Here is an 18696-nt window from a genome sequence, read left to right as displayed (position 1 = left end):
GTGCCGCTCCTCTCCGCCCTCCATGCCCGCCGGCGCGTGCTGCTCGCGGTGCTGGCGATCCTCGCCGGGTTGCTGGCCAGCGTCTGGCTGGCCGGCCGCTACGCCGAGCGGCGCCACTGGAGCGAGACCGTCATCGAGGCCCGCGGCCAGCTGGAGCTGTACGCCCAGTCGCTGCGCATCCTGGTCGAGCGCTTTCGCGCGTTGCCGGCGATCCTTGCCCTGGACAGCGAGATCCAGTCGCTGCTGCGCGACGCCGCCGATCCGCTGGCGCGCGAGCGGCTCAGCCGGCGCCTGCAGCGTCTCAATCGGGAGGCGGGAGCCGGGGTGATCTTCGTGCTCGACCTGCAGGGCAAGGCCATCGCCGCCAGCAACTGGCAGGAGCCGGGCAACTTCGTCGGCGGCAACTACGCCTTCCGCCCGTATTTCCAGGGCGCCCTGCACGAGGGCAGCGCCCGCTACTTCAGCGTCGGCGTGACCACCGGGGTGCCCGGCTATTTCCTCTCCCGGGTGGTGCGTGACGGCGACGGCCATATCCTCGGCGTGCTGGCGCTCAAGCTGGTGATGGAGGACCTGCAGCGCGACTGGGCGCGGCAGACGGGCATCCTGCTGGTGACCGACCAGCATGGGGTGGCCATCCTCGCCAGCCGGCCGGCCTGGCGTTTCCGCTACCTGCAGGGGCTGGCCCCGGAGCTGCGCGCCCGGCTGGTCGATGCCCGCCGCTATGCCGAGCAGAACCTGCTGCCGCTGGAGCTGCAGCCGCTGCGCCAGCTCGACGGCGACGCCGAGCTGCTGCGCATCGACGGCCCGGATGGCCGCCGCGACTACCTGCGCCTGCGCCAGGCGCTGGCCGACGAGGGCTGGACCCTGCAGTTGCTGCGCGAGGCGCGCGTGCCGGGCGGCGCGGTGCGCGGCTACGGCCTGGCGGCGGCCGGCATCTGGCTGGCACTGGCGTTCCTTTTCCTGTTCCTCGGCCAGCGGCAGAAGAACCGCCGCCTGCTGCTGCGCCGCCGGGCCGAGCTGGAGCAACTGGTCGAGGAGCGCACCGCGGCGCTGCGCAAGGCCCAGGACGAGCTGGTGCAGGCGGCGAAGATGGCCGCCCTGGGGCAGATGTCGGCAGCCCTGGCCCATGAGATCAACCAGCCCCTGACCGCCATGCGCATGCAGCTCGGCAGCCTCCAGCTGCTGCTGGCGAAGAACGACCCGGCGGCGATGCGCACCTGCCTGGAGCGCATCGACGGCCTGCTCACCCGCATGGCGGCGCTCACCGGGCACCTCAAGACCTTCGCCCGCGACACCCCGGGCGGCCTGCGCGAGCGCCTGGTGCTGGACACCGTGATCGACCATGCGCTGCTCCTGCTGGAGGCGCGCATTCGCCAGGACGCGGTACGGGTGCTGCGCCTGCGCGAGCCGCAGGCCTGGGTCGAGGGCAACGGCATCCGCCTCGAACAGGTGCTGGTCAACCTCTTGCACAACGCCCTGGACGCCATGGCCGGACGGGCGCGCCGCGAGCTGCGCATCGGGCTGCGCCGGGACGGCGGCGACTGGCTGCTGAGCGTCGCCGACAACGGCGGCGGCATCGCCGCCGAACACCTGTCGCGGGTCTTCGAGCCGTTCTTCACCACCAAGCCGGTGGGCGAGGGGCTCGGCCTGGGCCTCGCCGTGTCCTACGGCATCGTCCGCGAGTCGGGCGGCCAGCTGGCGGTGCGCAACCTCGCCGACGGGGCGCAGTTCAGCCTGCGGCTGCCGGCCGCGGCGGCGCCGGATACACTGCAGGCCGGTTCGCAGGAGCAGTGAGATGACGCAACAGATTCTCTTCATCGACGACGAAGCGCCGATCCGCGAGGCGGTGCAGCAGTGGCTGGAGCTGTCCGGCCTGGCGGTGCGCACCTGCGCCCGTGCCGAGGAGGCGCTGGCGCTGCTCGACGCCGACTTTCCCGGCGTGGTGGTCAGCGACGTGCGCATGCCCGGCATGGACGGCCTGGCCCTGCTCGAGCGCCTCAAGGCGCTGGACACCGAGCTGCCGGTGATCATGGTCACCGGGCACGGCGACGTGCCCATGGCGGTGACGGCGATGCAGCAGGGCGCCTACGACTTCATCGAGAAGCCCTTCACCCCCGAGCGCCTGCTCGGCAGCCTGCAGCGTGCCCTGGAGATGCGCCGGCTGGTCTGCGAGAACCGCGCGCTGCGCCGCCAGGTGGCGCAGCGCGACCGCATCGAGGGCCGCCTGCTCGGCGTGTCGCCGGCCATGGAGGAGCTGTGCCGGCAGGTCCTCGAGCTGGCGCCGACCGCAGTCAACGTGCTGATCCGCGGCGAGACCGGCAGCGGCAAGGAGTGCGTGGCGCGCTGCCTGCACGCCTTCGGTCCGCGCGCCGGCAAGGCCTTCGTCGCGCTCAACTGCGCGGCGATTCCCGAGCAGCTGTTCGAGAGCGAGCTGTTCGGCCACGAGAGCGGCGCCTTCACCGGCGCCCAGGGCCGGCGCATCGGCCGTATCGAGCACGCCGACGGCGGCACCCTGTTCCTCGACGAGATCGAGAGCCTGCCGCTGGCGCAGCAGGCCAAGCTGCTGCGCGTGCTGCAGGAGAAGACGCTGGAGCGCCTCGGCTCCAACCGCAGCATCGCCGTCGACCTGCGGGTGATCGGCGCGGTCAAGCCGGATCTGGTCGCCGAGGTGCGCGCCGGGCGCTTCCGCGAGGACCTGCTGTACCGCCTCAATGTCGCCGAGCTGCACATCCCGCCGCTGCGCGAGCGGCGCGAGGACATTCCGCTGCTGTTCGAGCACTTCGCCCTCGCTGCGGCCGAACGCCACGGCCGCGAGCCGCGCCCGCTGTCGGCCGCCGAGCTGGCCCGGCTGCTGGCCCACGACTGGCCGGGCAACGTGCGCGAGCTGGCCAACGCCGCCGAGCGCCACGTCCTCGGCCTGGGCGACAGGGCAGGGGCCGCGGCGCCGCAGTCGCTGGCCGCGCAGCTGGAGGCCTTCGAGGCCCAGTGCCTGCGCCAGGCCCTGCAGCAGTGCCGCGGCAACATCGCCGAGGTCATGGAGCGCCTGCAACTGCCGCGGCGCACCCTCAACGAGAAGATGCAGCGCCATGGCCTGAGCCGCAGCGAGTTCCTGCCGGCCGACGGCCAGGAGTGAGGCGTTCATCGGCGGATTCTTGCCGGTCGGCCCTCCGGCATCGGCGAAAATCAGCCGGCAGCGACCGGCCATCCTGGCGATAATCCCCGGGCCAGAGCCTTTCCAAGCCTTGGCCTGGTTCCTGCTAAAGCACCCTCCGTTGCCCCGGTGCCCAGCGTGGCGTTTGCCCGCTCCGGCGTCCGGCGGCCCTCTGCCGGCCGTGGCGCTCTGCCGCTCGGCCCGCAACTCCCACGAGAAACGGAGAAATACAATGACAATGCAGAGCAGTCCCGAGCTGTACGCCCCTGCCGACCTTGCCGCCAACCGTCCCGACGAAGCCGCAGCCACGACTGCCCGGGAGCCCGAATACACGGCCGCCGAGCGCCGCCAGCGGATCTTCGCCATCGTCGGCGCCTCCTCCGGCAACCTGGTGGAGTGGTTCGACTTCTACGTCTACGCCTTCTGCGCCATCTACTTCGCCCCGGCCTTCTTCCCGGCGGCCGACCCCACCGTCCAGCTGCTGAATACCGCCGGGGTGTTCGCCGCCGGCTTCCTGATGCGCCCGATCGGCGGCTGGCTGTTCGGCCGGATCGCCGACAAGCACGGCCGCAAGACCTCGATGCTGATCTCGGTGCTGATGATGTGCGCCGGCTCGCTGGCCATCGCCTTCCTGCCCACCTACGAGAGCATCGGCCTCGCCGCGCCGGCCCTGCTGCTGCTCTGCCGCCTGTTCCAGGGGCTGTCGGTCGGCGGCGAGTACGGCACCACCGCGACCTACATGAGCGAGGTGGCGCTCAAGGGCCGCCGCGGCTTCTTCGGCTCCTTCCAGTACGTCACCCTGATCGGCGGCCAGTTGCTGGCGGTGCTGGTGGTGGTGATCCTGCAGGGCCTGCTCAGCACCGAGGAACTGCGTGCCTGGGGCTGGCGGATCCCCTTCGTGATCGGCGCCGTGGCGGCGGTGATCGCCCTGCTGCTGCGCAACTCGCTGGAGGAAACCAGCAGCGCCGAAACCCGCGCCAACAAGGAGGCCGGCAGCCTGGCGGGGCTGTTCAAGCACCACAAGGCCGCCTTCATCACCGTGCTCGGCTACACCGCCGGCGGCTCGCTGATCTTCTATACCTTCACCACCTACATGCAGAAGTATCTGGTCAACTCGGTGGGCATGGACGCCAAGACCGCCAGCGGCATCATGACCTTCGCGCTGTTCTGCTACATGCTGATGCAGCCGCTGTTCGGCACGCTGTCCGACCGCATCGGCCGGCGCGCCTCGATGCTCTGGTTCGGCGCCCTGGGGGCACTCTGCACCCTGCCGATCCTGATGACCCTCAAAAGCGTCGACAGCCCCGTCCTGGCCGGCCTGCTGATCGTCCTGGCGCTGGCCATCGTCAGTTTCTACACCTCCATCAGCGGCCTGGTGAAGGCCGAGATGTTCCCGCCGGAGGTGCGCGCCCTGGGTGTCGGCCTGTCCTACGCCATCGCCAACGCCCTGTTCGGCGGCACCGCCGAATACGTGGCGCTCGGCCTGAAGTCGATCGGCCACGAGGAGGCCTTCTACTGGTATGTCTCGGGCATGCTGGCGATCGGCTTCCTCTTCAGCCTGCGCCTGCCGAAGCAGGCGGCCTACCTGCACCACGAGCGCTGAGAGCCATCCCGCCCGCCGTCCCCCGGCGGGCGTTCCAGCCCCCCCTTCGGGAGCCGTTCATGAGCGCCGCATCGGCGGATTCCTGCCGATGAGCGGCCTTTCATCGGCAGGAATCCGCCGACCATGCTCCGGTCGTGTGGCGCAAACCTGCACTCCAGAGCCATTGCCGATCATGGCACGATGACTGCTATATGCTTGGAGTGTTATTCCGGTCGAATACAAGAACAACGTCCAGGCGAATCCGTGTCCTTCCCGCGCCCGTTGTCCTCCGTCCGCCGTTATAGCCATGCCTTTCGCCGCCTCGGGGCAGCGAATGCAGTACCCATGAAAAACCGGAGAATAAAAATGAAACTGAGCAAGCGCTTTGGCCTGTTCGCCGCTGCCGCGGCCTTCACTGCCAGCACCGCGGTCCTTGCCGCGCCCACCTTCATCAACATCCTCACCGGCGGCACCAGCGGGGTGTACTACCCGATCGGCGTGGCCCTGTCGCAGCTGTACGGCAGCGGCATCGAGGGCGCCAAGACTTCGGTGCAGGCGACCAAGGCCTCGGTGGAGAACCTCAACCTGCTGCAGGCCGGCCGCGGCGAGCTGGCCTTCGCCCTCGGCGATTCGGTGGCCGACGCCTGGAACGGCGTGGAGGACGCCGGCTTCAAGGCGCCGCTGAAGAACCTGCGGGCCATCGCCGGCACCTACAACAACTACATCCAGGTGGTCGCCAGCGCCGACTCCGGGATCAAGACCCTGGCGGACCTCAAGGGCAAGCGCATCTCGGTCGGCGCGCCGAAGTCCGGCACCGAACTCAACGCCCGGGCCATCTTCAAAGCCGCCGGCATGTCCTACCAGGACCTGGGCAAGGTCGAGTTCCTGCCCTACGCCGAGTCGGTGGAGCTGATCAAGAACCGCCAGCTCGACGCCACCCTGCAATCCTCGGGCCTGGGCATGGCGGCGATCCGCGACCTGGCCACCACCATGCCGGTGACCTTCGTCGCCATCCCTGCCGAGGTGGTGGAGAAGATCGGCAGCCCCGCCTATCAGGCCGGCACCATTCCGGCCGGCACCTACGAGGGCCAGAAGGAAGACGTGCCCACCGTGGCCATCACCAATATCCTGGTCAGCCATGCCAAAGTATCCGACGAGGTGGCCTACCAGATGACCAAGCTGATGTTCGACAACCTCGGACGCCTGGCCACCGCGCACTCCGCGGCCAAGGAGATCAAGCTGGAAACCGCCACCCGGAACCTGCCGATCCCGCTGCATCCGGGGGCCGAGCGCTTCTACAGGGAAGCCGGCGTTCTCCAGTAAGCCGACAGGCGCGGGCCTGGTGTCCGCCCTTCACGGGTAGACGGGCCGGCCGCCGCCGCAGGCGCCGGTCGACCCGTTCGTCCCTGTCCGTCATTCCTGCCGCGAGAGTATTTCCATGAGCGAAAGCCAAGGGATGAGCGCCAGCCCGAGCCAGTGGCCGCGGGCGCTGTTCTATGTCGCCCTGCTGTTTTCCACCTACCAGATCATCACCGCCGCCTTCCATCCGGTGACCAGCCAGGTGCTGCGCGCCGGCCACGTCGGCTTCCTGCTGCTGCTGGTGTTCCTCTGCTACCCGGCGCGCGGCACCGGCCGTCCGTTCCAGCCGCTGGCCTGGCTGCTCGGCCTGGGCGGCATGGCCACCTTCGCCTACCAGTGGATCTTCGAGGCCGACCTGATCCAGCGCTCCGGCGACCTGAACACGACCGACATGGCCATCGGCCTGTTGCTGATCGCCCTGGTGTTCGAGGCGGCGCGGCGGGTCATGGGCATCGCCCTGCCGCTGATCTGCGGTCTGTTCCTCGCCTATGCGCTGCTGGGCGAATACCTGCCGGGCGACCTAGCCCACCGCGGCTACGGCCTCGACCAGGTGGTCAACCAGCTGGCCTTCGGCACCGAGGGCCTGTACGGCACGCCGACCTACGTCTCGGCCACCTACATCTTCCTGTTCATCCTGTTCGGCGCCTTCCTCGAGCAGGCCGGGATGATCAGGCTGTTCACCGACTTCGCCATGGGCCTGTTCGGCCACAAGCTCGGCGGCCCGGCCAAGGTTTCGGTGTTCTCCTCGGCGCTGATGGGCACCATCACCGGCTCCGGGGTGGCCAACGTGGTCACCACCGGCCAGTTCACCATCCCGCTGATGAAGCGCTTCGGCTACAAGGCCGGCTTCGCCGGCGGCGTCGAGGCCACCGCCAGCATGGGCAGCCAGTTGATGCCGCCGGTGATGGGCGCGGTGGCCTTCATCATGGCCGAGACCATCAACGTACCCTTCGTCGAGGTGGCCAAGGCGGCGCTGATCCCGGCGCTGCTGTACTTCGGCTCGGTGTTCTGGATGGTTCACCTGGAGGCCAAGCGCGCCGGCCTCAAGGGCCTGCCCAAGGAGCAGTGCCCGGACCCTTGGGCGGCGGTCAAGGAGCGCTGGTTCCTGCTGATCCCGCTGGGTGTGCTGATCGCCCTGCTGTTCTCGGGGCGCACGCCGATGTTCTCCGGCACCGTCGGCCTGGCGCTGACCGCCATCGTCATCCTCGGCTCGGCGATCATCCTCCGGGTGTCCTCGTTCGGCCTGCGCCTGGCCTTCTGGATCGCCCTCGGCGTGCTCTGCGCCGGTTTCTTCCAGCTCGGCATCGGCGTGGTGTTCGCGGTCATCGGCCTGCTGGTGGCGGCCTGCTGGTTCGTCAAGGGCGGCCGCGACACCCTGCGGGTGTGCGTCGACGCGCTGGTCGAGGGCGCGCGCCACGCGGTGCCGGTGGGCATCGCCTGCGCCCTGGTCGGGGTGATCATCGGCGTGGTGTCGCTGACCGGGGTGGCCTCCACCTTCGCCGGCTACATCCTCGCCATCGGCCAGGACAACCTGTTCCTCTCCCTGGTGCTGACCATGATCACCTGCCTGGTGCTGGGCATGGGCATCCCGACCATTCCCAACTACATCATCACCAGCTCGATCGCAGCTCCCGCGTTGCTCGACCTCGGCGTGCCGCTGATCGTCTCGCACATGTTCGTCTTCTACTTCGGCATCCTCGCCGACCTCACCCCGCCGGTGGCCCTGGCCGCCTTCGCCGCGGCGCCGATCGCCGGCGAGAAAGGCCTGAAGATCAGCCTGTGGGCGGTGCGCATCGCGGTGGCCGGCTTCGTCGTGCCCTTCATCGCGGTGTACAGCCCGGCGCTGATGCTGCAGGGCGACAGCCTGGCGGCCACTGCCTATGTCGCGCTCAAGGCGATGTTCGCCATTGGCCTGTGGGGCGTGGCCTCGATCGGCTACCTGCGCGAGCCGCTGGCCTGGTGGGAGCGCCTGCCGGCCTTCGCTGCCGGCGCCTGCCTGATCCTCGCCCTGCCGGTGACCGACGAGCTGGGCTTCGGCCTAGGTGCGCTGGTGCTCGGCGTGCATCTCTGGCGCACCCGCCAGCCGGCGGTGGTCGGCGCATGATCGGCCTGTGCCTGGGGCTGACCGGCACGCTGTGGGCACAACTGCCCGTGCCGGCCTTCACCCTGGCCTGGACCCATACGATCGAGAGGATCCGCTGGGAGGAGGACTACCGCGTCACGCCGGAGGGCTTGCTGCTCGGCGAGGCGCGGGTCAGGGGCAGCGGCGCCGGCATGGAGATCCCGGACGGCGCCGTGCTGGAGGATGGCAGCTGGCGCTACCGGCGCGCGCTGCCGCCGCTGCAGCCCCTGCGCCTGGGGCGCACGCCCGAGGCGGGGGACTACCAGCTGTGTTTCGACGGGCGCTGCCACGCCCTGGCCGAATGGCTCGGCCCGCCGCAGGCGGAGCGACCGGCGGTCGAGCTGTGGAGCTGCGCGCAGTGACCTGAGCGGCGTCGGAGCAGGCGCTGGAAACCTTCAAGGAGCCGGCTTTTGTAGGGTGGGTAACGGCGCAGCCTTACCCACCGAGCGGGCTTCGGTGGAAAACGCTCCGCGGTTTTCCACCCTACGGCAGGCCTTCGAATATCAATGGCTTATGCGTCCTCAGCCCGAGGTCGCGCGGTTGCGCAGGTGGTCGGCGAAGGCGTAGATCGGCGCCTTGATCAGCCCCTTGGCCGTCTCGCTGGCGCCGATGTCGTCCAGCGCCTTGTTCAGGCACAGCATCCACTGGTCGCGCTCCTTCGGGCCGATGGCGAAGGGCTGGTGCGCCGGTCCCATGGCCACGGTGCCGTATTTCTCCAGGTACAGCTTCGGGCCGCCGAGCCAGCCGGACAGGTACTCGAAGAGCTTCTCGCGCACGGGCCCCATGTCCGCGCCGTGCATGCGGCGGATGGTCTGCGCCTCGGGCAGGCGCTCCATGTTGTCGTAGAAGGCGTTGCACAGCCGGCGCACACCTTCCGCGCCGCCGAGCAGTTGATAGGGGGTGAGGACGTTGATCATGCAGAACGCTCCGTGGATTTTCCGATTGCCGCCCTGCTGCCGGCCGGCAGCAGGGCGGCCTTGACCTGAATTACGGACGCCGTTCAGGCGTGCCCGCCCATATCCATGCCGCGGAAGATGCTGCAGCGCTCGAACACCGCCAGGCTCGGCTCCACCGACTTGTGGTGGCAGTACTTGGCCACCAGCTTGGCCAGGCCCTTGATGTCGCGGCCGCTGGCGTCGGGGAAGAGGGCGGCCAGGCGCTCGCAGAGCGCGGGGGCGACGTCCAGGCCGAACTGCTCGGTCATCACCTGCCAGATCCGCCGGCGATCCTCCAGGCCGGGCGGGTGGTACTTGATCAGTGCGATGCAGCGCGACACCACCGCCTCGTCGATGTCGTCGACCCGGTTGGTGGTGAGGAACAGCAGCCCGTTGAAGTACTCCAGCACGCGCAGGAACACGCCGACCACCGCGTTGGCGGTGATGTTGTCGTCGCGCCGCTTGATGTACACGTCGGCCTCGTCGATCAGCATCACCGCGCCCCAGCGCTGGGCACGGGTCAGGGTGGCCTTGAGGGTCTTTTCCATCTCCGCGACGTTCAGGCCGAGCTGGCCGGAGTGCACGCGGTACAGCGGGCGCTTGATGATCTCCGAGTAGACCTCGGCGGTCAGCGTCTTGCCCACCCCGGGCGGGCCGGCGCAGAGCACCGTGGTGCCGCCGGACTTGCCCTCGACGATGTCGTCCATCAGCACGTCCATCTCGGCGGTGAGGATGTCGATCAGGTCGGTCTGCTCCGGCGGCAGGATCAGCTTGTCCTTGAGCTCCGGCTGGTAGACGTAGGGCTGCATGTCGTCGACGTGCACCCACAGGTGGTGGTGCAGGTCGAGGTGGAACATCAGGATGTAGCCGTGCACCGGCAGTTCGGAAAATACCCCTTCGGGGATGTCGGCGCGCACTGCCTCGGCGGCCTTTTCCACGCGCTCGTCGTACTTCACGCTGCGCCCGGCCTTGCGCAGGTACTTGCCGAGCACGTCGCCCGTGGCATCGAGCACCAGGGCGCGGTCCTTGAGGATCTCCTCGTCGTTGACCAGCCGCGCGCTGCCGCCGGTGGATGAGAGCACCACGCGCTCCTTGCGCGTCCAGTCGGTGTTGCGGTGGGTGGCGGTGGGGTCCTCGGCGAAGATTCCGGTGCCGCTGGCCGAGAACTGCCGGCCGTAGTCGGCGCGGTGCTCGAAGAAGCGCGCCGTGGAGTGGTCGTAGGCGGCGATCAGCTCCGGGGTTTCCTTGAGGAAGCCCTTGGCGATGAGGATTTCCGCGATGGTCCGGCCGACGATGTCGCGCTCGAGGATGGTCAGGGTCTGCAAGGTGACCCGCGCCATGGAGTTGGCCTTCAGCTCGATCAGGATGCGCCCGCTTTCCTCCTCGCCCGGCGGGGTGAAGTCGATGCGCGACACCAGGTAGGCGAGCGGCTTGCCGGCCATGTTGATCTTGAACAGCCAGCCGCGGAGCGCGCCGCGGATCAGGAACTCGGCGACCGCCGGGACCATCCGCTCCAGGTCGCGCTCGCCGTAGCGCTCGCCGCCGTCGCTGACCGCGCGGCGCAGGGTGGCGATCTGCGCCGCGCGCAGCTCCATGCCGGGACCTGCGGCGAGGTACAGCCGGTGCAGGTGGTCGAGCTGGGCCAGCGTCAGCTGCTCGAAGACCACTTCGGCCCGGTTGCCGAATTTCAGTTGATGGGTCAGCGCCGACAGCTCGGGGAATTCGCTGACCAACGCCTCGACGTAGGGTCGATCGATGAGAAGTTTCATGCCGGACCAGCCTTGGTAACCACGGAACAGGTATTCCAGCAAGCGGCGTGCCATGGTGTAACTTTTTGATTTTAAACGACTCTCCTTGGTTTTCTGTGCGCTTCGCTACATAACGGGAAGGCGCCTGTGTGGGGTAGGGGACAAAGTGCCGGCACTGCTGTCGGGGCCGGGCGGCGCTGGGGCATGCCGAGCGGCGGCTTCAGGCGCCGAGCAGGCGTACCAGATAGACCACCGAGGCGACCAGGCCCAGGGCGCTGCGCACTCCGTGCAGGCGGCCCCATCTGTCGAGTAACTGGCGGGTCTCCGGGGATGACAGGTCGCGTCCGCGCTCGAGCAGGCGATGGTTGGTGGGCATGATCGCAACGAAGGTGAACGGGACCACCAGGCCGATCAGCAGTGCGCCGAGCAGCCAGGCGATGCCGCCGCCGAGCAGCCAGGCGAGGATGCCGGCGAGGGAGCTGGCGATCGCCAGCGATGCCTGCATGCGCGTAGCCCGCCGATAGCTTGGCGCCCACTGGGCCGCGGCGATCTCGGTGGTGCATTCCAGCCGTGCCGGATGCTCGACCAGGTTGATGTAGACCGCCGCGCCGGTGAACAGCGTGCAGCAGAGGGCGGCAAGGAACTGGGTCGTTTCGAGCATGGATGCGTTCCTTCAGCGGTAGAGGGCCGGAGACGCAATTCTGGCTGCTGGGCAGCGAGTGTGTCGGCCATCGGCATGCGTGCCCGTCGTGCGGAGCCATATACGGCTTGCGCGTTTGAAATGGCGCCGGTTCATTTCCATTCCCGCATTGAGACGGCATTTATCACCGCTGGCATGAAATCCAGTGCAAGTGCAGGCGGCCCGTTGGCCAGTTGAAGAGACAATTTTTGTAATAGCTGGACTTTGACATTTCACCAGTGCGGTCGCAGTATTAACCTACATTTTCCGGCCTGGAAAGTTGGTGTCGGCTTCTCTGCTTTTTGCTCCATGTTTGCTGTTTTTCATGGAATGAAACGGCATATTCCAGATTTCGGAAAGTCTCGCTGCACAATGAGTTTGATTTTCCAATATTTGGCTTCATATATAAGTAGCGCATGCCTTGCGGCACGCAGTATTCCATTGGCAACCCAGTCAAGAGAAAACCATGCAGTCTGAAGAGAAGAATTTGATCGATGGCCTGTTTTCCCGCCTCCGCGATGTCGAAGGCCAATCCGCGCCCCGCGATCCGCAGGCTGAGAACGTGATCAAGGAGTACGTTGCCCGTCAGCCGGCTGCTCCCTACTACATGGCCCAGGCGATCATCGTGCAGGAAAGCGCCATCCAGCAGCTCGATGGCCGCGTCAAGGAGCTGCAGGCCCAGGTCGAGCAGCTGCAGCAGCAGGCCCAGAACGCCAGCCGCCAGCAGAGCAGCGGCGGCTTCCTGGCCGGCCTGTTCGGCGGTGGCCGCAGCGAGCCGCAGCCCCAGCAGCCGGTAGCCCGCCCGCAGCAGCCGGTGGCCCGCCCGGCGGCCTCGGGCTGGAGCGAGCCCGGCCACAGCGGCCAGGGCGGCTTCGGCCAGCAGCCGGGCTTCCAGCGCGGTGCCTACGCGCCCCAGCCTGGCGGCGGTGGCGGTTTCCTCTCCGGGGCTCTGCAGACCGCGGCCGGCGTGGCCGGCGGCATGGTGCTGGGCAACGTGCTGATGGACATGTTCAACGGTGACGACGAGCAGGCGGCCGCCGCCGCAACCGCCGCAGCCGCGCCGGAGCCGGCCGCCGAGCCCCAGGTCGCGGAAGAGAGCTACGCGCCGCAGGAAGACTACTTCGCCGATAGCAGCCAGGGTGACGACTACTTCGCCGACAGCGGCGAGGGTGGCGACTTCTTCGGCGACGACGAAGACTTCGTCTGACCTGCTCCGGCCGCAGGCGTGCGGCCTCGATCGCGGTGCCGCCAGAGGCGGCATTCGCGGTCGTGGACGGGGCAACCCCCGCCACGCGACGTCCTGGCGGCGCCTGGCGCAAGAGGCGCCAGCCTTCGGGCGTCAGGCCTTCTTCACGAACTCCGACTTCAGTTTCATCGCGCCGATCCCGTCGATCTTGCAGTCGATGTCGTGGTCGCCGTCGCACAGGCGGATGTTCTTCACCTTGGTGCCGACCTTCACCACCAGGGACGAACCCTTGACCTTGAGATCCTTGATCACGGTGACGGTGTCGCCGTCCTGCAGGACGTTGCCGACCGAGTCCTTGATCACCCGGTCGCCTTCGCCCGTCGCCTCGGCCGTGCCGTCGGCGGACCACTCGTGGGCGCATTCCGGGCAGACCAGCTGGGTGCCGTCCTCGTAGGTGTATTCGGAAGCGCATTTGGGGCAGGGCGGCAGGGTGCTCATGAGGTGTCCTCGGCTACGGGGATGAAAAGGGCGGGGATTGTAAAGCTTCTGGTCGGCCCTTGCAGTGCTCGTGCCGGGGTATCAGGTCGATGGGGAGGCCTGCGGGTGACGGGTGCCGGTCAGTGGCGGCTCTGGCCGGGAGCGGCGCCGGCCCGCCGCTCCCGGTCTCCAGGCCCTCTACCTTCGGGGCATTATCCTGTGGTGGGACCAGGGTTCGTGCTGGGCGTTTTCCCTGACGTTCTGGTCGGTGAAGCGGTACCAGCCCTCCTTGAAGTGCGTCCACCAGCCATGATCGAGATCACTGCCGTGCTTGCGCACGATCTCCTCCAGTCGTTCGATGCTCAGGTGCGAAGCGTCATAGGCGACATCCAGACGACCGCTGGCCTCGTCGAGCGCGACCTTGTCCACGCCCAGCAGCCGGTCGATTTCCTGCGCGATGGCGTCAGCCTTGGCCGCATCCAGCGCTTCGAGTTTGAGGTGACGCTTCACCAGGTAGGCTTCGTGAACTCCCGGTCGGTGATCCATATCGGACATGATCGTTCTCCCGCGCTTGAGTCACATGTGTTATGGCGGTGCCTGCACCAGGGAATGCCTGCTCCGGAGCCCGGGCACGAAGCCCCGGAATGCTGCCTGGCTCACCAGCAACTATAGACCTCCGGGGGCGCGACCGACTGGTGGCGGCACGCCGGCGATGGCCTGTGCTATACCCCTCTCAGGGCTGGATGAGGCGCAAGGATCGTGATCCCTGCCGGCGCTCGAGCCGCCGGTGCCCGGCGGCGCATCCGGGCCGCACGCCGGTCGTGCCGGGGCAGCGGATGCCATCGGCCGACCCACGGGTGGCCTGCAGACAGCGAGGTTCCGACCATGTCCCTGATGCAATGCACCTACCGCGACCACACCATCACCGCCGACGTTCTGCAGCATGAGGACAGCCCGATGCCCTGGGCCGGCGGCTGCCGCATCACCACCCCCGAGGGCCGCACCACCCGGCGGCTGTCCCTGCCGGTCGGCTATGCCCTCATGGCCGAGCTGGAGCAGGCCCAGCACGCCTCCATCGCCCACGGCAAGTGGCTGGTCGACCAGTGCCTCGACCACGGCAAGTCGCTCTTCTCCGAAGCCGCCTGAACAGCCTGACGACCTCCTGGCCGGGTGGAAAAGCCGCAAGGCGCTTTTCCACCCCCGACTGCCGTGATCCCCGGTGCCGCAAAGGCTTTGCCGCGATCTCCTGTCCGTTAATGTCAAGGATTAGGCTGCAAGCGTTATTGTCGCGCCCTTGCCCGCCAGCCACTCTAATGCCACTCCGCCTGGCTGGCGATCCGGTCATCCCCATGGCGGGCAGTAGTTCTGGCAATGAGTTCACAACAATCATTCGGAAAAAAAGACTCATGCAAGCATGGAAAGCAGTCCTCCCCAGGGGAATGTCTCCAGTGACCGAAGGCCATGGCGGTGGCCTGAACAGTCGCATCCCCGCCGATCCGGCTCCGGCATCCATGGCCGAAACAGTCAAGCCTTTCGCTGCTCCGTTCTCCGGCCAGGCCCGGAGCTCCTGCCGAATTTCCATCGATCCCGCCTGAGCCGGCTGCCCCTCGGGATGCCGGGCGTCGCTCTGTCGCTGCGCTGAGCCGGTACGGCCGGCTCGCAAGCGGCAGGCACGCCGCCGGCCCTGCCGTGGACACCGATCTGAAGCGGAACTCGCCCGATTCGGCCGAATGGGCGTGACGGCCAGCCTTTGCCTGCGCGGTTACCCGGCGTGGCGGCCGGTCATGGCCGAGCGGTGGCGATGTCCACCGTGCCCGACAAGAACAACAAGACAGAAGGACCACGATGCGATGTTCAAGTCTCCCCACCTCAGGAGCATGATGTTTTCCCTTTCCGGCCTGGCGCTGGCCGGCAGCATGCCCTCGCTGGCCCTGGCCGACTTCTTCGCCGACAGCAAGGCCAGCCTGCTGATACGCAACTACTACTACAACCGCGATTTCCGCCAGGAGGGCGGCAGCAGCACGGGACAGTCCCACGCCGACGAATGGGCCCAGGGCTTCATCCTGAACTACGAATCCGGCTTCACCGAAGGCGCACTGGGCTTCGGCATCGACGCCGTCGGCATGTGGGGCATCCGCCTCGACTCCAGTCCCGGCCGGGCGGGCACCGGCCTGCTGCCGGTGCACAACGACGGCGACGTGCCCAACGACTACGGCAAGGTGGGCGCCACGCTCAAGCTGCGCTACTCCCAGAGCCTGCTGCGCTACGGCAGCCTGTTTCCCAGGATGCCGACGGTCATGCCCAACGAGACGCGCCTGTTCCCCACCTACTTCCGTGGCGGGAGCCTGGTTTCCCAGGAGATCGACGGCCTGACCCTGAATGTCGGTCGCCTGACCCACCTGATCGAGCGCAACTCCAGTGCCAGCGAAGACATCACCATGAACAACAAGGGCATGAGGGGACTGGATGCCACCGACCAGTTCGACTTCGCCGGGGCCAAGTACAAGTGGAGCGACAACCTGACCACCGCCTACGACTACGCCAACCTGGACAACAACTACCACCAGCATTTCTTCACCCTGAACCATCTGCTGCCCATCGTTGCCGGGCAGTCCCTGGCGACGGACTTGCGCTTCGCACGTTCCTCCGACGACGGCGACAGCAACGTGGATAACAAGGCGATCAACGCCATGTTCGTCTACAAACTGGCGGCCCACAGCTTCGGCCTGGGCTATCAGAAGATGATCGGCGACACCGGCTTCGCCTACATCACAGGAACCGATCCCTATCTGGTCAACTTCGCCCAGGTGAACGACTTCGCCAACCCCGGCGAAAAGTCCTGGCAGGTGCGCTACACCTACGACTTCGCCGCCCTGGGCATTCCGGGACTGAATTTCATGACCCGCTACATCAGCGGTCGCGACATCCGTCGGGCCGATGGCAGCAAGGGGGAGGAGTGGGAGCGCGACACCTATATCGACTACGTGTTCCAGAGTGGCCCCCTCAAGAACCTCAGCCTGCAATGGCGCAACGCCACGCTGCGCAACGACGGCAGGGGCAACGACCTCGACGAGAACCGCCTGGTCGTCACCTACACCATGCCCTTGCTCTAGGGCGGGCCTGCACGGGAGGATGCCTGCAATGGGACAAGAGGAATGCACCATGAACGACAGCCGACGGCAAGCAACCCTGTACCTGGACGATCTGGCGGTGGGCGCGCGCTTTCACAGCGGCGAGTTCGTGCTGGACGAGGCCGGTCTCAAGGCCTTCGCCGCGCAGTTCGATCCCCAGCCCTTTCATCTGGACGACGAGGCGGCCAGGCAGACCCTGTTCGGCGGGCTGGCGGCCAGCGGCTGGCATACCGCAGCCATCACCATGCGCCTTCTGGTCACCAGCGGCATGCCGCTGGCCGACGGGCTGATCGGGGCCGGCGGCGAGATCACCTGGCCCAGGCCGACGCGGGCGGGAGACGTCCTGCATGTGGAGAGCTGCATCCAGGCGATCACGCCGTCGCGCTCCAGGCCGGATCGCGGCATCGTCGCCCTGGAAAGCCTGACGCTGAATCAGCGTGGCGAGGTGGTGCAGAGGCTGCTGGCCAAGCTGGTCGTGTTCCGGCGACCGGTGTAGCCGCCTGCAGCGTAAGATGATGCGGGCATCGGCAGGCGGGGCGGGCGTCCCGCCTGTCCGGCGCTTGCTCAGTGCTGTTTGGCCATCTCGATATGCTGGTTGAGGTTCTCGTCCAGCATCTTGCCGAACTGTTCGCTGTACCAGTTGAAAGCCTTTTCCTTGTCGGCCGACAGATCGCCGGAGCGGCAGGCCGCTTCGTGGGCGCTGAAGCGGGCCGCAGCGTAGCGGATGGCGGCGCTGATGTGCCCCAGATCCTTCTGTTCCTCTTCGAGCAGGCGGTTGGCGACGGCGATGAACTCATCGGCCAAGTCGAAGATTTCCATGTTTACCGGGTTGTTGGACATGTTCGGATCCTGTTGGCATTAGGGAGTGAATGGAGGTTTTTCCGTTATACGTGGCACGCATATGCAAGTAAACGGTTGCATGCCGACGCGATGCCCCGCCCGGGGCCGGCTGTTGCGGGGACGTCCGCGAGATGCCGCGGAGCGCCGTTGGGCCGAAGCTTTCGCGGGCTGGCGTTGTCTATTACTGCACAGCGACCTACCAGGGAGAGTCGTATGGCCCGCAAGCATTTTGCCAAGTTCGACGCCATTTCCTCGGCCGTACCGGACGGCGAGGCCTTCCAAGCGGTGATTGCCGTCAAGCGCCGCGGCATCGACGAAAACGCCCGCGTGCACTGGATGGCCAATGGTCATCGATACGACCTGGCCTCCGAGGCCAACACGGTGGCCGAGGCTGCGCTGACCAAGGTGATCGAGGTCCGCGACGACGGCGAGCTGATCTGGGAGTCCGGTGCGCCGTGAGGCGCCAGCCGTCCGGGCGAGCTGCCCGGCCGAGGTCCCGATGCGTTCGGGTCCGTTGCCGGGCGGCGCGGGGACTCAGGCGCTCAGGCCGACGTAGACGTTCTGCACGTCGTCGTGGTTGTCCAGGGCTTCGAGGAAGGCCTCAACCTCCTCGAGTTCGGCGCCGGACAGGCTCACCGGATTCTTCGCCTTGTAGCCGAGGTTGGCCGACTGCACGGTGAAGCCGAACTCCGGCAGTGCCTTGCACACCGCGTCCAGGTCGGTCGGCTCGGTGTAGAACAGGGTGGCGCCTTCCTCGGCGGGCTCGAAGTCCTGGGCGCCGGCCTCGATGGCGGCCAGTTCCGGATCGGCGCCTCCCTCCGGGGTCGCCTCGATCATGCCCAAGTAGTCGAAGTCCCAGCTCACCGAGCCCGAGGTGCCCAGCTGACCCTTGCGGAACAGCACGCGGATTTCCGCCACGGTGCGGTTCACATTGTCGGTCAGGCACTCGACGATCACCGGCACGCGGTGCGGGGCGAAGCCTTCATAGATGGTGCGCTCGTAGTTGACCACCTCGCCGGAGAGGCCCGCGCCCTTCTTGATCGCGCGCTCCAGGGTGTCCTTGGGCATCGACGCCTTCTTGGCCTGATGCACCGCCAGGCGCAGCTTGGGGTTCATGTCCGGGTCCGCGCCGTTGCGCGCGGCAATCATGATTTCCTTGACCAGCTTGCCAAAGATCTTGCCCTTGGCGTTGGCGGCAATTTCCTTGGGTCTGGCTTTCCACTGGGCGCCCATATCGGTTCTCTCGCTGCGACGGTTGGCCCCCGGCTGGCCCGGGAGCGAAAGGGAGCGATTCTAGCGCCTCGCGGTCGGGCCGGCACCTGCCAGGCACCCACGCATGGCTGCGTCTTTCCTGGCTGAAAAAGTGGGACCAGCCTCTCAACTCATGCTCAAAAGAGCTCTATTCGAGAGGGGCTGTTGTAATGTCAATGAGCTATCACGCTTTTATTGCTCTGGATAACGGACAAGCGCCGGTAGTGGCGACCTC

The 18696-nt window shown here is 67.4% G+C and carries 18 protein-coding genes; 11 read left to right on the top strand and 7 right to left on the bottom strand.

From position 1 onward, the window contains the following. From GCU53_RS04990 to GCU53_RS04965, 6 genes are all read left to right on the top strand, one after another. Window positions 1-1794 (top strand): ATP-binding protein, encoded by a 1794-nt coding sequence (locus GCU53_RS04990; protein ID WP_152386637.1) that lies wholly within the window; start codon window positions 1-3, stop codon window positions 1792-1794. Between the two features lies 1 nt (window position 1795). Next, complete coding sequence (locus tag GCU53_RS04985; protein ID WP_152386636.1) at window positions 1796-3133, top strand: sigma-54-dependent transcriptional regulator; 1338 nt, start codon at window positions 1796-1798, stop codon at window positions 3131-3133. 250 nt (window positions 3134-3383) lie between these two features. Further along, window positions 3384-4754: an MFS family transporter gene (locus GCU53_RS04980; RefSeq protein WP_152386635.1), complete on the top strand. Its 1371-nt coding sequence runs from the start codon at window positions 3384-3386 to the stop codon at window positions 4752-4754. 345 nt (window positions 4755-5099) lie between these two features. Further along, window positions 5100-6056 carry a TAXI family TRAP transporter solute-binding subunit gene (locus GCU53_RS04975; protein WP_152386634.1) on the top strand — a complete coding sequence of 319 codons (957 nt, stop codon included), beginning with the start codon at window positions 5100-5102 and terminating at the stop codon, window positions 6054-6056. A gap of 115 nt (window positions 6057-6171) precedes the next feature. After that, window positions 6172-8196 carry a TRAP transporter permease gene (locus GCU53_RS04970; protein WP_152386633.1) on the top strand — a complete coding sequence of 675 codons (2025 nt, stop codon included), beginning with the start codon at window positions 6172-6174 and terminating at the stop codon, window positions 8194-8196. Further along, window positions 8193-8576 (top strand): DUF1850 domain-containing protein, encoded by a 384-nt coding sequence (locus GCU53_RS04965; RefSeq protein WP_152386632.1) that lies wholly within the window; start codon window positions 8193-8195, stop codon window positions 8574-8576. Before GCU53_RS04970 ends, GCU53_RS04965 begins: the two co-directional genes overlap by 4 nt. Before the next feature lie 159 nt (window positions 8577-8735). On the opposite strand, the gene GCU53_RS04960 is transcribed toward GCU53_RS04965, so the two are convergent. The 3 genes from GCU53_RS04960 to GCU53_RS04950 form a co-directional block, all read right to left on the bottom strand. Further along, window positions 8736-9131 carry a group II truncated hemoglobin gene (locus tag GCU53_RS04960; protein ID WP_152386631.1) on the bottom strand — a complete coding sequence of 132 codons (396 nt, stop codon included), beginning with the start codon at window positions 9129-9131 and terminating at the stop codon, window positions 8736-8738. 83 nt (window positions 9132-9214) lie between these two features. After that, on the bottom strand, window positions 9215-10972 hold the full coding sequence (locus GCU53_RS04955) for an AAA family ATPase (protein ID WP_152386630.1): 1758 nt from the start codon (window positions 10970-10972) through the stop codon (window positions 9215-9217). Between the two features lie 145 nt (window positions 10973-11117). Next, window positions 11118-11558 carry an anthrone oxygenase family protein gene (locus tag GCU53_RS04950; RefSeq protein ID WP_152386629.1) on the bottom strand — a complete coding sequence of 147 codons (441 nt, stop codon included), beginning with the start codon at window positions 11556-11558 and terminating at the stop codon, window positions 11118-11120. 484 nt (window positions 11559-12042) lie between these two features. On the opposite strand from GCU53_RS04950, the gene GCU53_RS04945 reads away from it, so the two are divergent. Further along, window positions 12043-12783 (top strand): DUF2076 domain-containing protein, encoded by a 741-nt coding sequence (locus GCU53_RS04945; RefSeq protein WP_152386628.1) that lies wholly within the window; start codon window positions 12043-12045, stop codon window positions 12781-12783. A 132-nt stretch (window positions 12784-12915) separates the two neighbouring features. Here the strand turns inward: GCU53_RS04945 and GCU53_RS04940 are convergent, their stop codons facing one another. Together GCU53_RS04940 and GCU53_RS04935 are read right to left on the bottom strand one after the other, a co-directional pair. Then, a complete protein-coding gene (locus tag GCU53_RS04940) occupies window positions 12916-13260 on the bottom strand; it encodes a zinc ribbon domain-containing protein YjdM (protein ID WP_152386627.1) in 345 nt (114 codons plus the stop codon). A 177-nt stretch (window positions 13261-13437) separates the two neighbouring features. Beyond that, complete coding sequence (locus GCU53_RS04935) at window positions 13438-13794, bottom strand: heavy-metal-associated domain-containing protein (RefSeq protein ID WP_152386626.1); 357 nt, start codon at window positions 13792-13794, stop codon at window positions 13438-13440. Window positions 13795-14124: 330 nt separating this feature from the next. Here GCU53_RS04935 and GCU53_RS04930 point away from each other — a divergent pair, with 330 nt between their 5' ends. The 3 genes from GCU53_RS04930 to GCU53_RS04920 all read left to right on the top strand — a co-directional run bounded on the left by GCU53_RS04930 (window position 14125) and on the right by GCU53_RS04920 (window position 16866). Then, window positions 14125-14385 (top strand): hypothetical protein, encoded by a 261-nt coding sequence (locus GCU53_RS04930; protein ID WP_152386625.1) that lies wholly within the window; start codon window positions 14125-14127, stop codon window positions 14383-14385. A gap of 704 nt (window positions 14386-15089) precedes the next feature. Beyond that, window positions 15090-16352 (top strand): OprD family porin, encoded by a 1263-nt coding sequence (locus GCU53_RS04925; RefSeq protein ID WP_208845443.1) that lies wholly within the window; start codon window positions 15090-15092, stop codon window positions 16350-16352. Between the two features lie 28 nt (window positions 16353-16380). Next, complete coding sequence (locus GCU53_RS04920) at window positions 16381-16866, top strand: MaoC family dehydratase (protein WP_152386624.1); 486 nt, start codon at window positions 16381-16383, stop codon at window positions 16864-16866. A 68-nt stretch (window positions 16867-16934) separates the two neighbouring features. Here the strand turns inward: GCU53_RS04920 and GCU53_RS04915 are convergent, their stop codons facing one another. Continuing rightward, window positions 16935-17210: a DUF3144 domain-containing protein gene (locus GCU53_RS04915; RefSeq protein ID WP_244307054.1), complete on the bottom strand. Its 276-nt coding sequence runs from the start codon at window positions 17208-17210 to the stop codon at window positions 16935-16937. A gap of 213 nt (window positions 17211-17423) precedes the next feature. Here GCU53_RS04915 and GCU53_RS04910 point away from each other — a divergent pair, with 213 nt between their 5' ends. After that, window positions 17424-17669 carry a hypothetical protein gene (locus tag GCU53_RS04910; protein WP_152386623.1) on the top strand — a complete coding sequence of 82 codons (246 nt, stop codon included), beginning with the start codon at window positions 17424-17426 and terminating at the stop codon, window positions 17667-17669. Between the two features lie 75 nt (window positions 17670-17744). On the opposite strand, the gene GCU53_RS04905 is transcribed toward GCU53_RS04910, so the two are convergent. Next, entirely contained in the window at window positions 17745-18443 is a 699-nt protein-coding gene (locus GCU53_RS04905) for a YebC/PmpR family DNA-binding transcriptional regulator (protein WP_039803344.1), read from the bottom strand. Window positions 18444-18696 lie beyond the last annotated feature (253 nt).

This window comes from Azotobacter salinestris (assembly GCF_009363155.1).
GTDB lineage: Bacteria > Pseudomonadota > Gammaproteobacteria > Pseudomonadales > Pseudomonadaceae > Azotobacter > Azotobacter salinestris.
This window is presented reverse-complemented; position numbering and strand designations above follow the sequence as displayed.

Excerpts from the sequence above, each read along its gene's own strand:
- GCU53_RS04925 (WP_208845443.1), top strand. The coding sequence starts at position 15,090 with ATGTTCAAGTCTCCCCACCTCAGGAGCATGATGTTTTCCCTTTCCGGC.
- GCU53_RS04910 (WP_152386623.1), top strand. The coding sequence starts at position 17,424 with ATGGCCCGCAAGCATTTTGCCAAGTTCGACGCCATTTCCTCGGCCGTA.
- GCU53_RS04985 (WP_152386636.1), top strand. The coding sequence starts at position 1,796 with ATGACGCAACAGATTCTCTTCATCGACGACGAAGCGCCGATCCGCGAG.
- GCU53_RS04950 (WP_152386629.1), bottom strand. The coding sequence starts at position 11,558 with ATGCTCGAAACGACCCAGTTCCTTGCCGCCCTCTGCTGCACGCTGTTC.
- GCU53_RS04940 (WP_152386627.1), bottom strand. The coding sequence starts at position 13,260 with ATGAGCACCCTGCCGCCCTGCCCCAAATGCGCTTCCGAATACACCTAC.
- GCU53_RS04945 (WP_152386628.1), top strand. The coding sequence starts at position 12,043 with ATGCAGTCTGAAGAGAAGAATTTGATCGATGGCCTGTTTTCCCGCCTC.
- GCU53_RS04920 (WP_152386624.1), top strand. The coding sequence starts at position 16,381 with ATGGGACAAGAGGAATGCACCATGAACGACAGCCGACGGCAAGCAACC.
- GCU53_RS04965 (WP_152386632.1), top strand. The coding sequence starts at position 8,193 with ATGATCGGCCTGTGCCTGGGGCTGACCGGCACGCTGTGGGCACAACTG.
- GCU53_RS04975 (WP_152386634.1), top strand. The coding sequence starts at position 5,100 with ATGAAACTGAGCAAGCGCTTTGGCCTGTTCGCCGCTGCCGCGGCCTTC.
- GCU53_RS04970 (WP_152386633.1), top strand. The coding sequence starts at position 6,172 with ATGAGCGAAAGCCAAGGGATGAGCGCCAGCCCGAGCCAGTGGCCGCGG.
- GCU53_RS04935 (WP_152386626.1), bottom strand. The coding sequence starts at position 13,794 with ATGTCCGATATGGATCACCGACCGGGAGTTCACGAAGCCTACCTGGTG.
- GCU53_RS04980 (WP_152386635.1), top strand. The coding sequence starts at position 3,384 with ATGACAATGCAGAGCAGTCCCGAGCTGTACGCCCCTGCCGACCTTGCC.
- GCU53_RS04915 (WP_244307054.1), bottom strand. The coding sequence starts at position 17,210 with ATGTCCAACAACCCGGTAAACATGGAAATCTTCGACTTGGCCGATGAG.
- GCU53_RS04955 (WP_152386630.1), bottom strand. The coding sequence starts at position 10,972 with ATGGCACGCCGCTTGCTGGAATACCTGTTCCGTGGTTACCAAGGCTGG.
- GCU53_RS04960 (WP_152386631.1), bottom strand. The coding sequence starts at position 9,131 with ATGATCAACGTCCTCACCCCCTATCAACTGCTCGGCGGCGCGGAAGGT.
- GCU53_RS04930 (WP_152386625.1), top strand. The coding sequence starts at position 14,125 with ATGTCCCTGATGCAATGCACCTACCGCGACCACACCATCACCGCCGAC.
- GCU53_RS04905 (WP_039803344.1), bottom strand. The coding sequence starts at position 18,443 with ATGGGCGCCCAGTGGAAAGCCAGACCCAAGGAAATTGCCGCCAACGCC.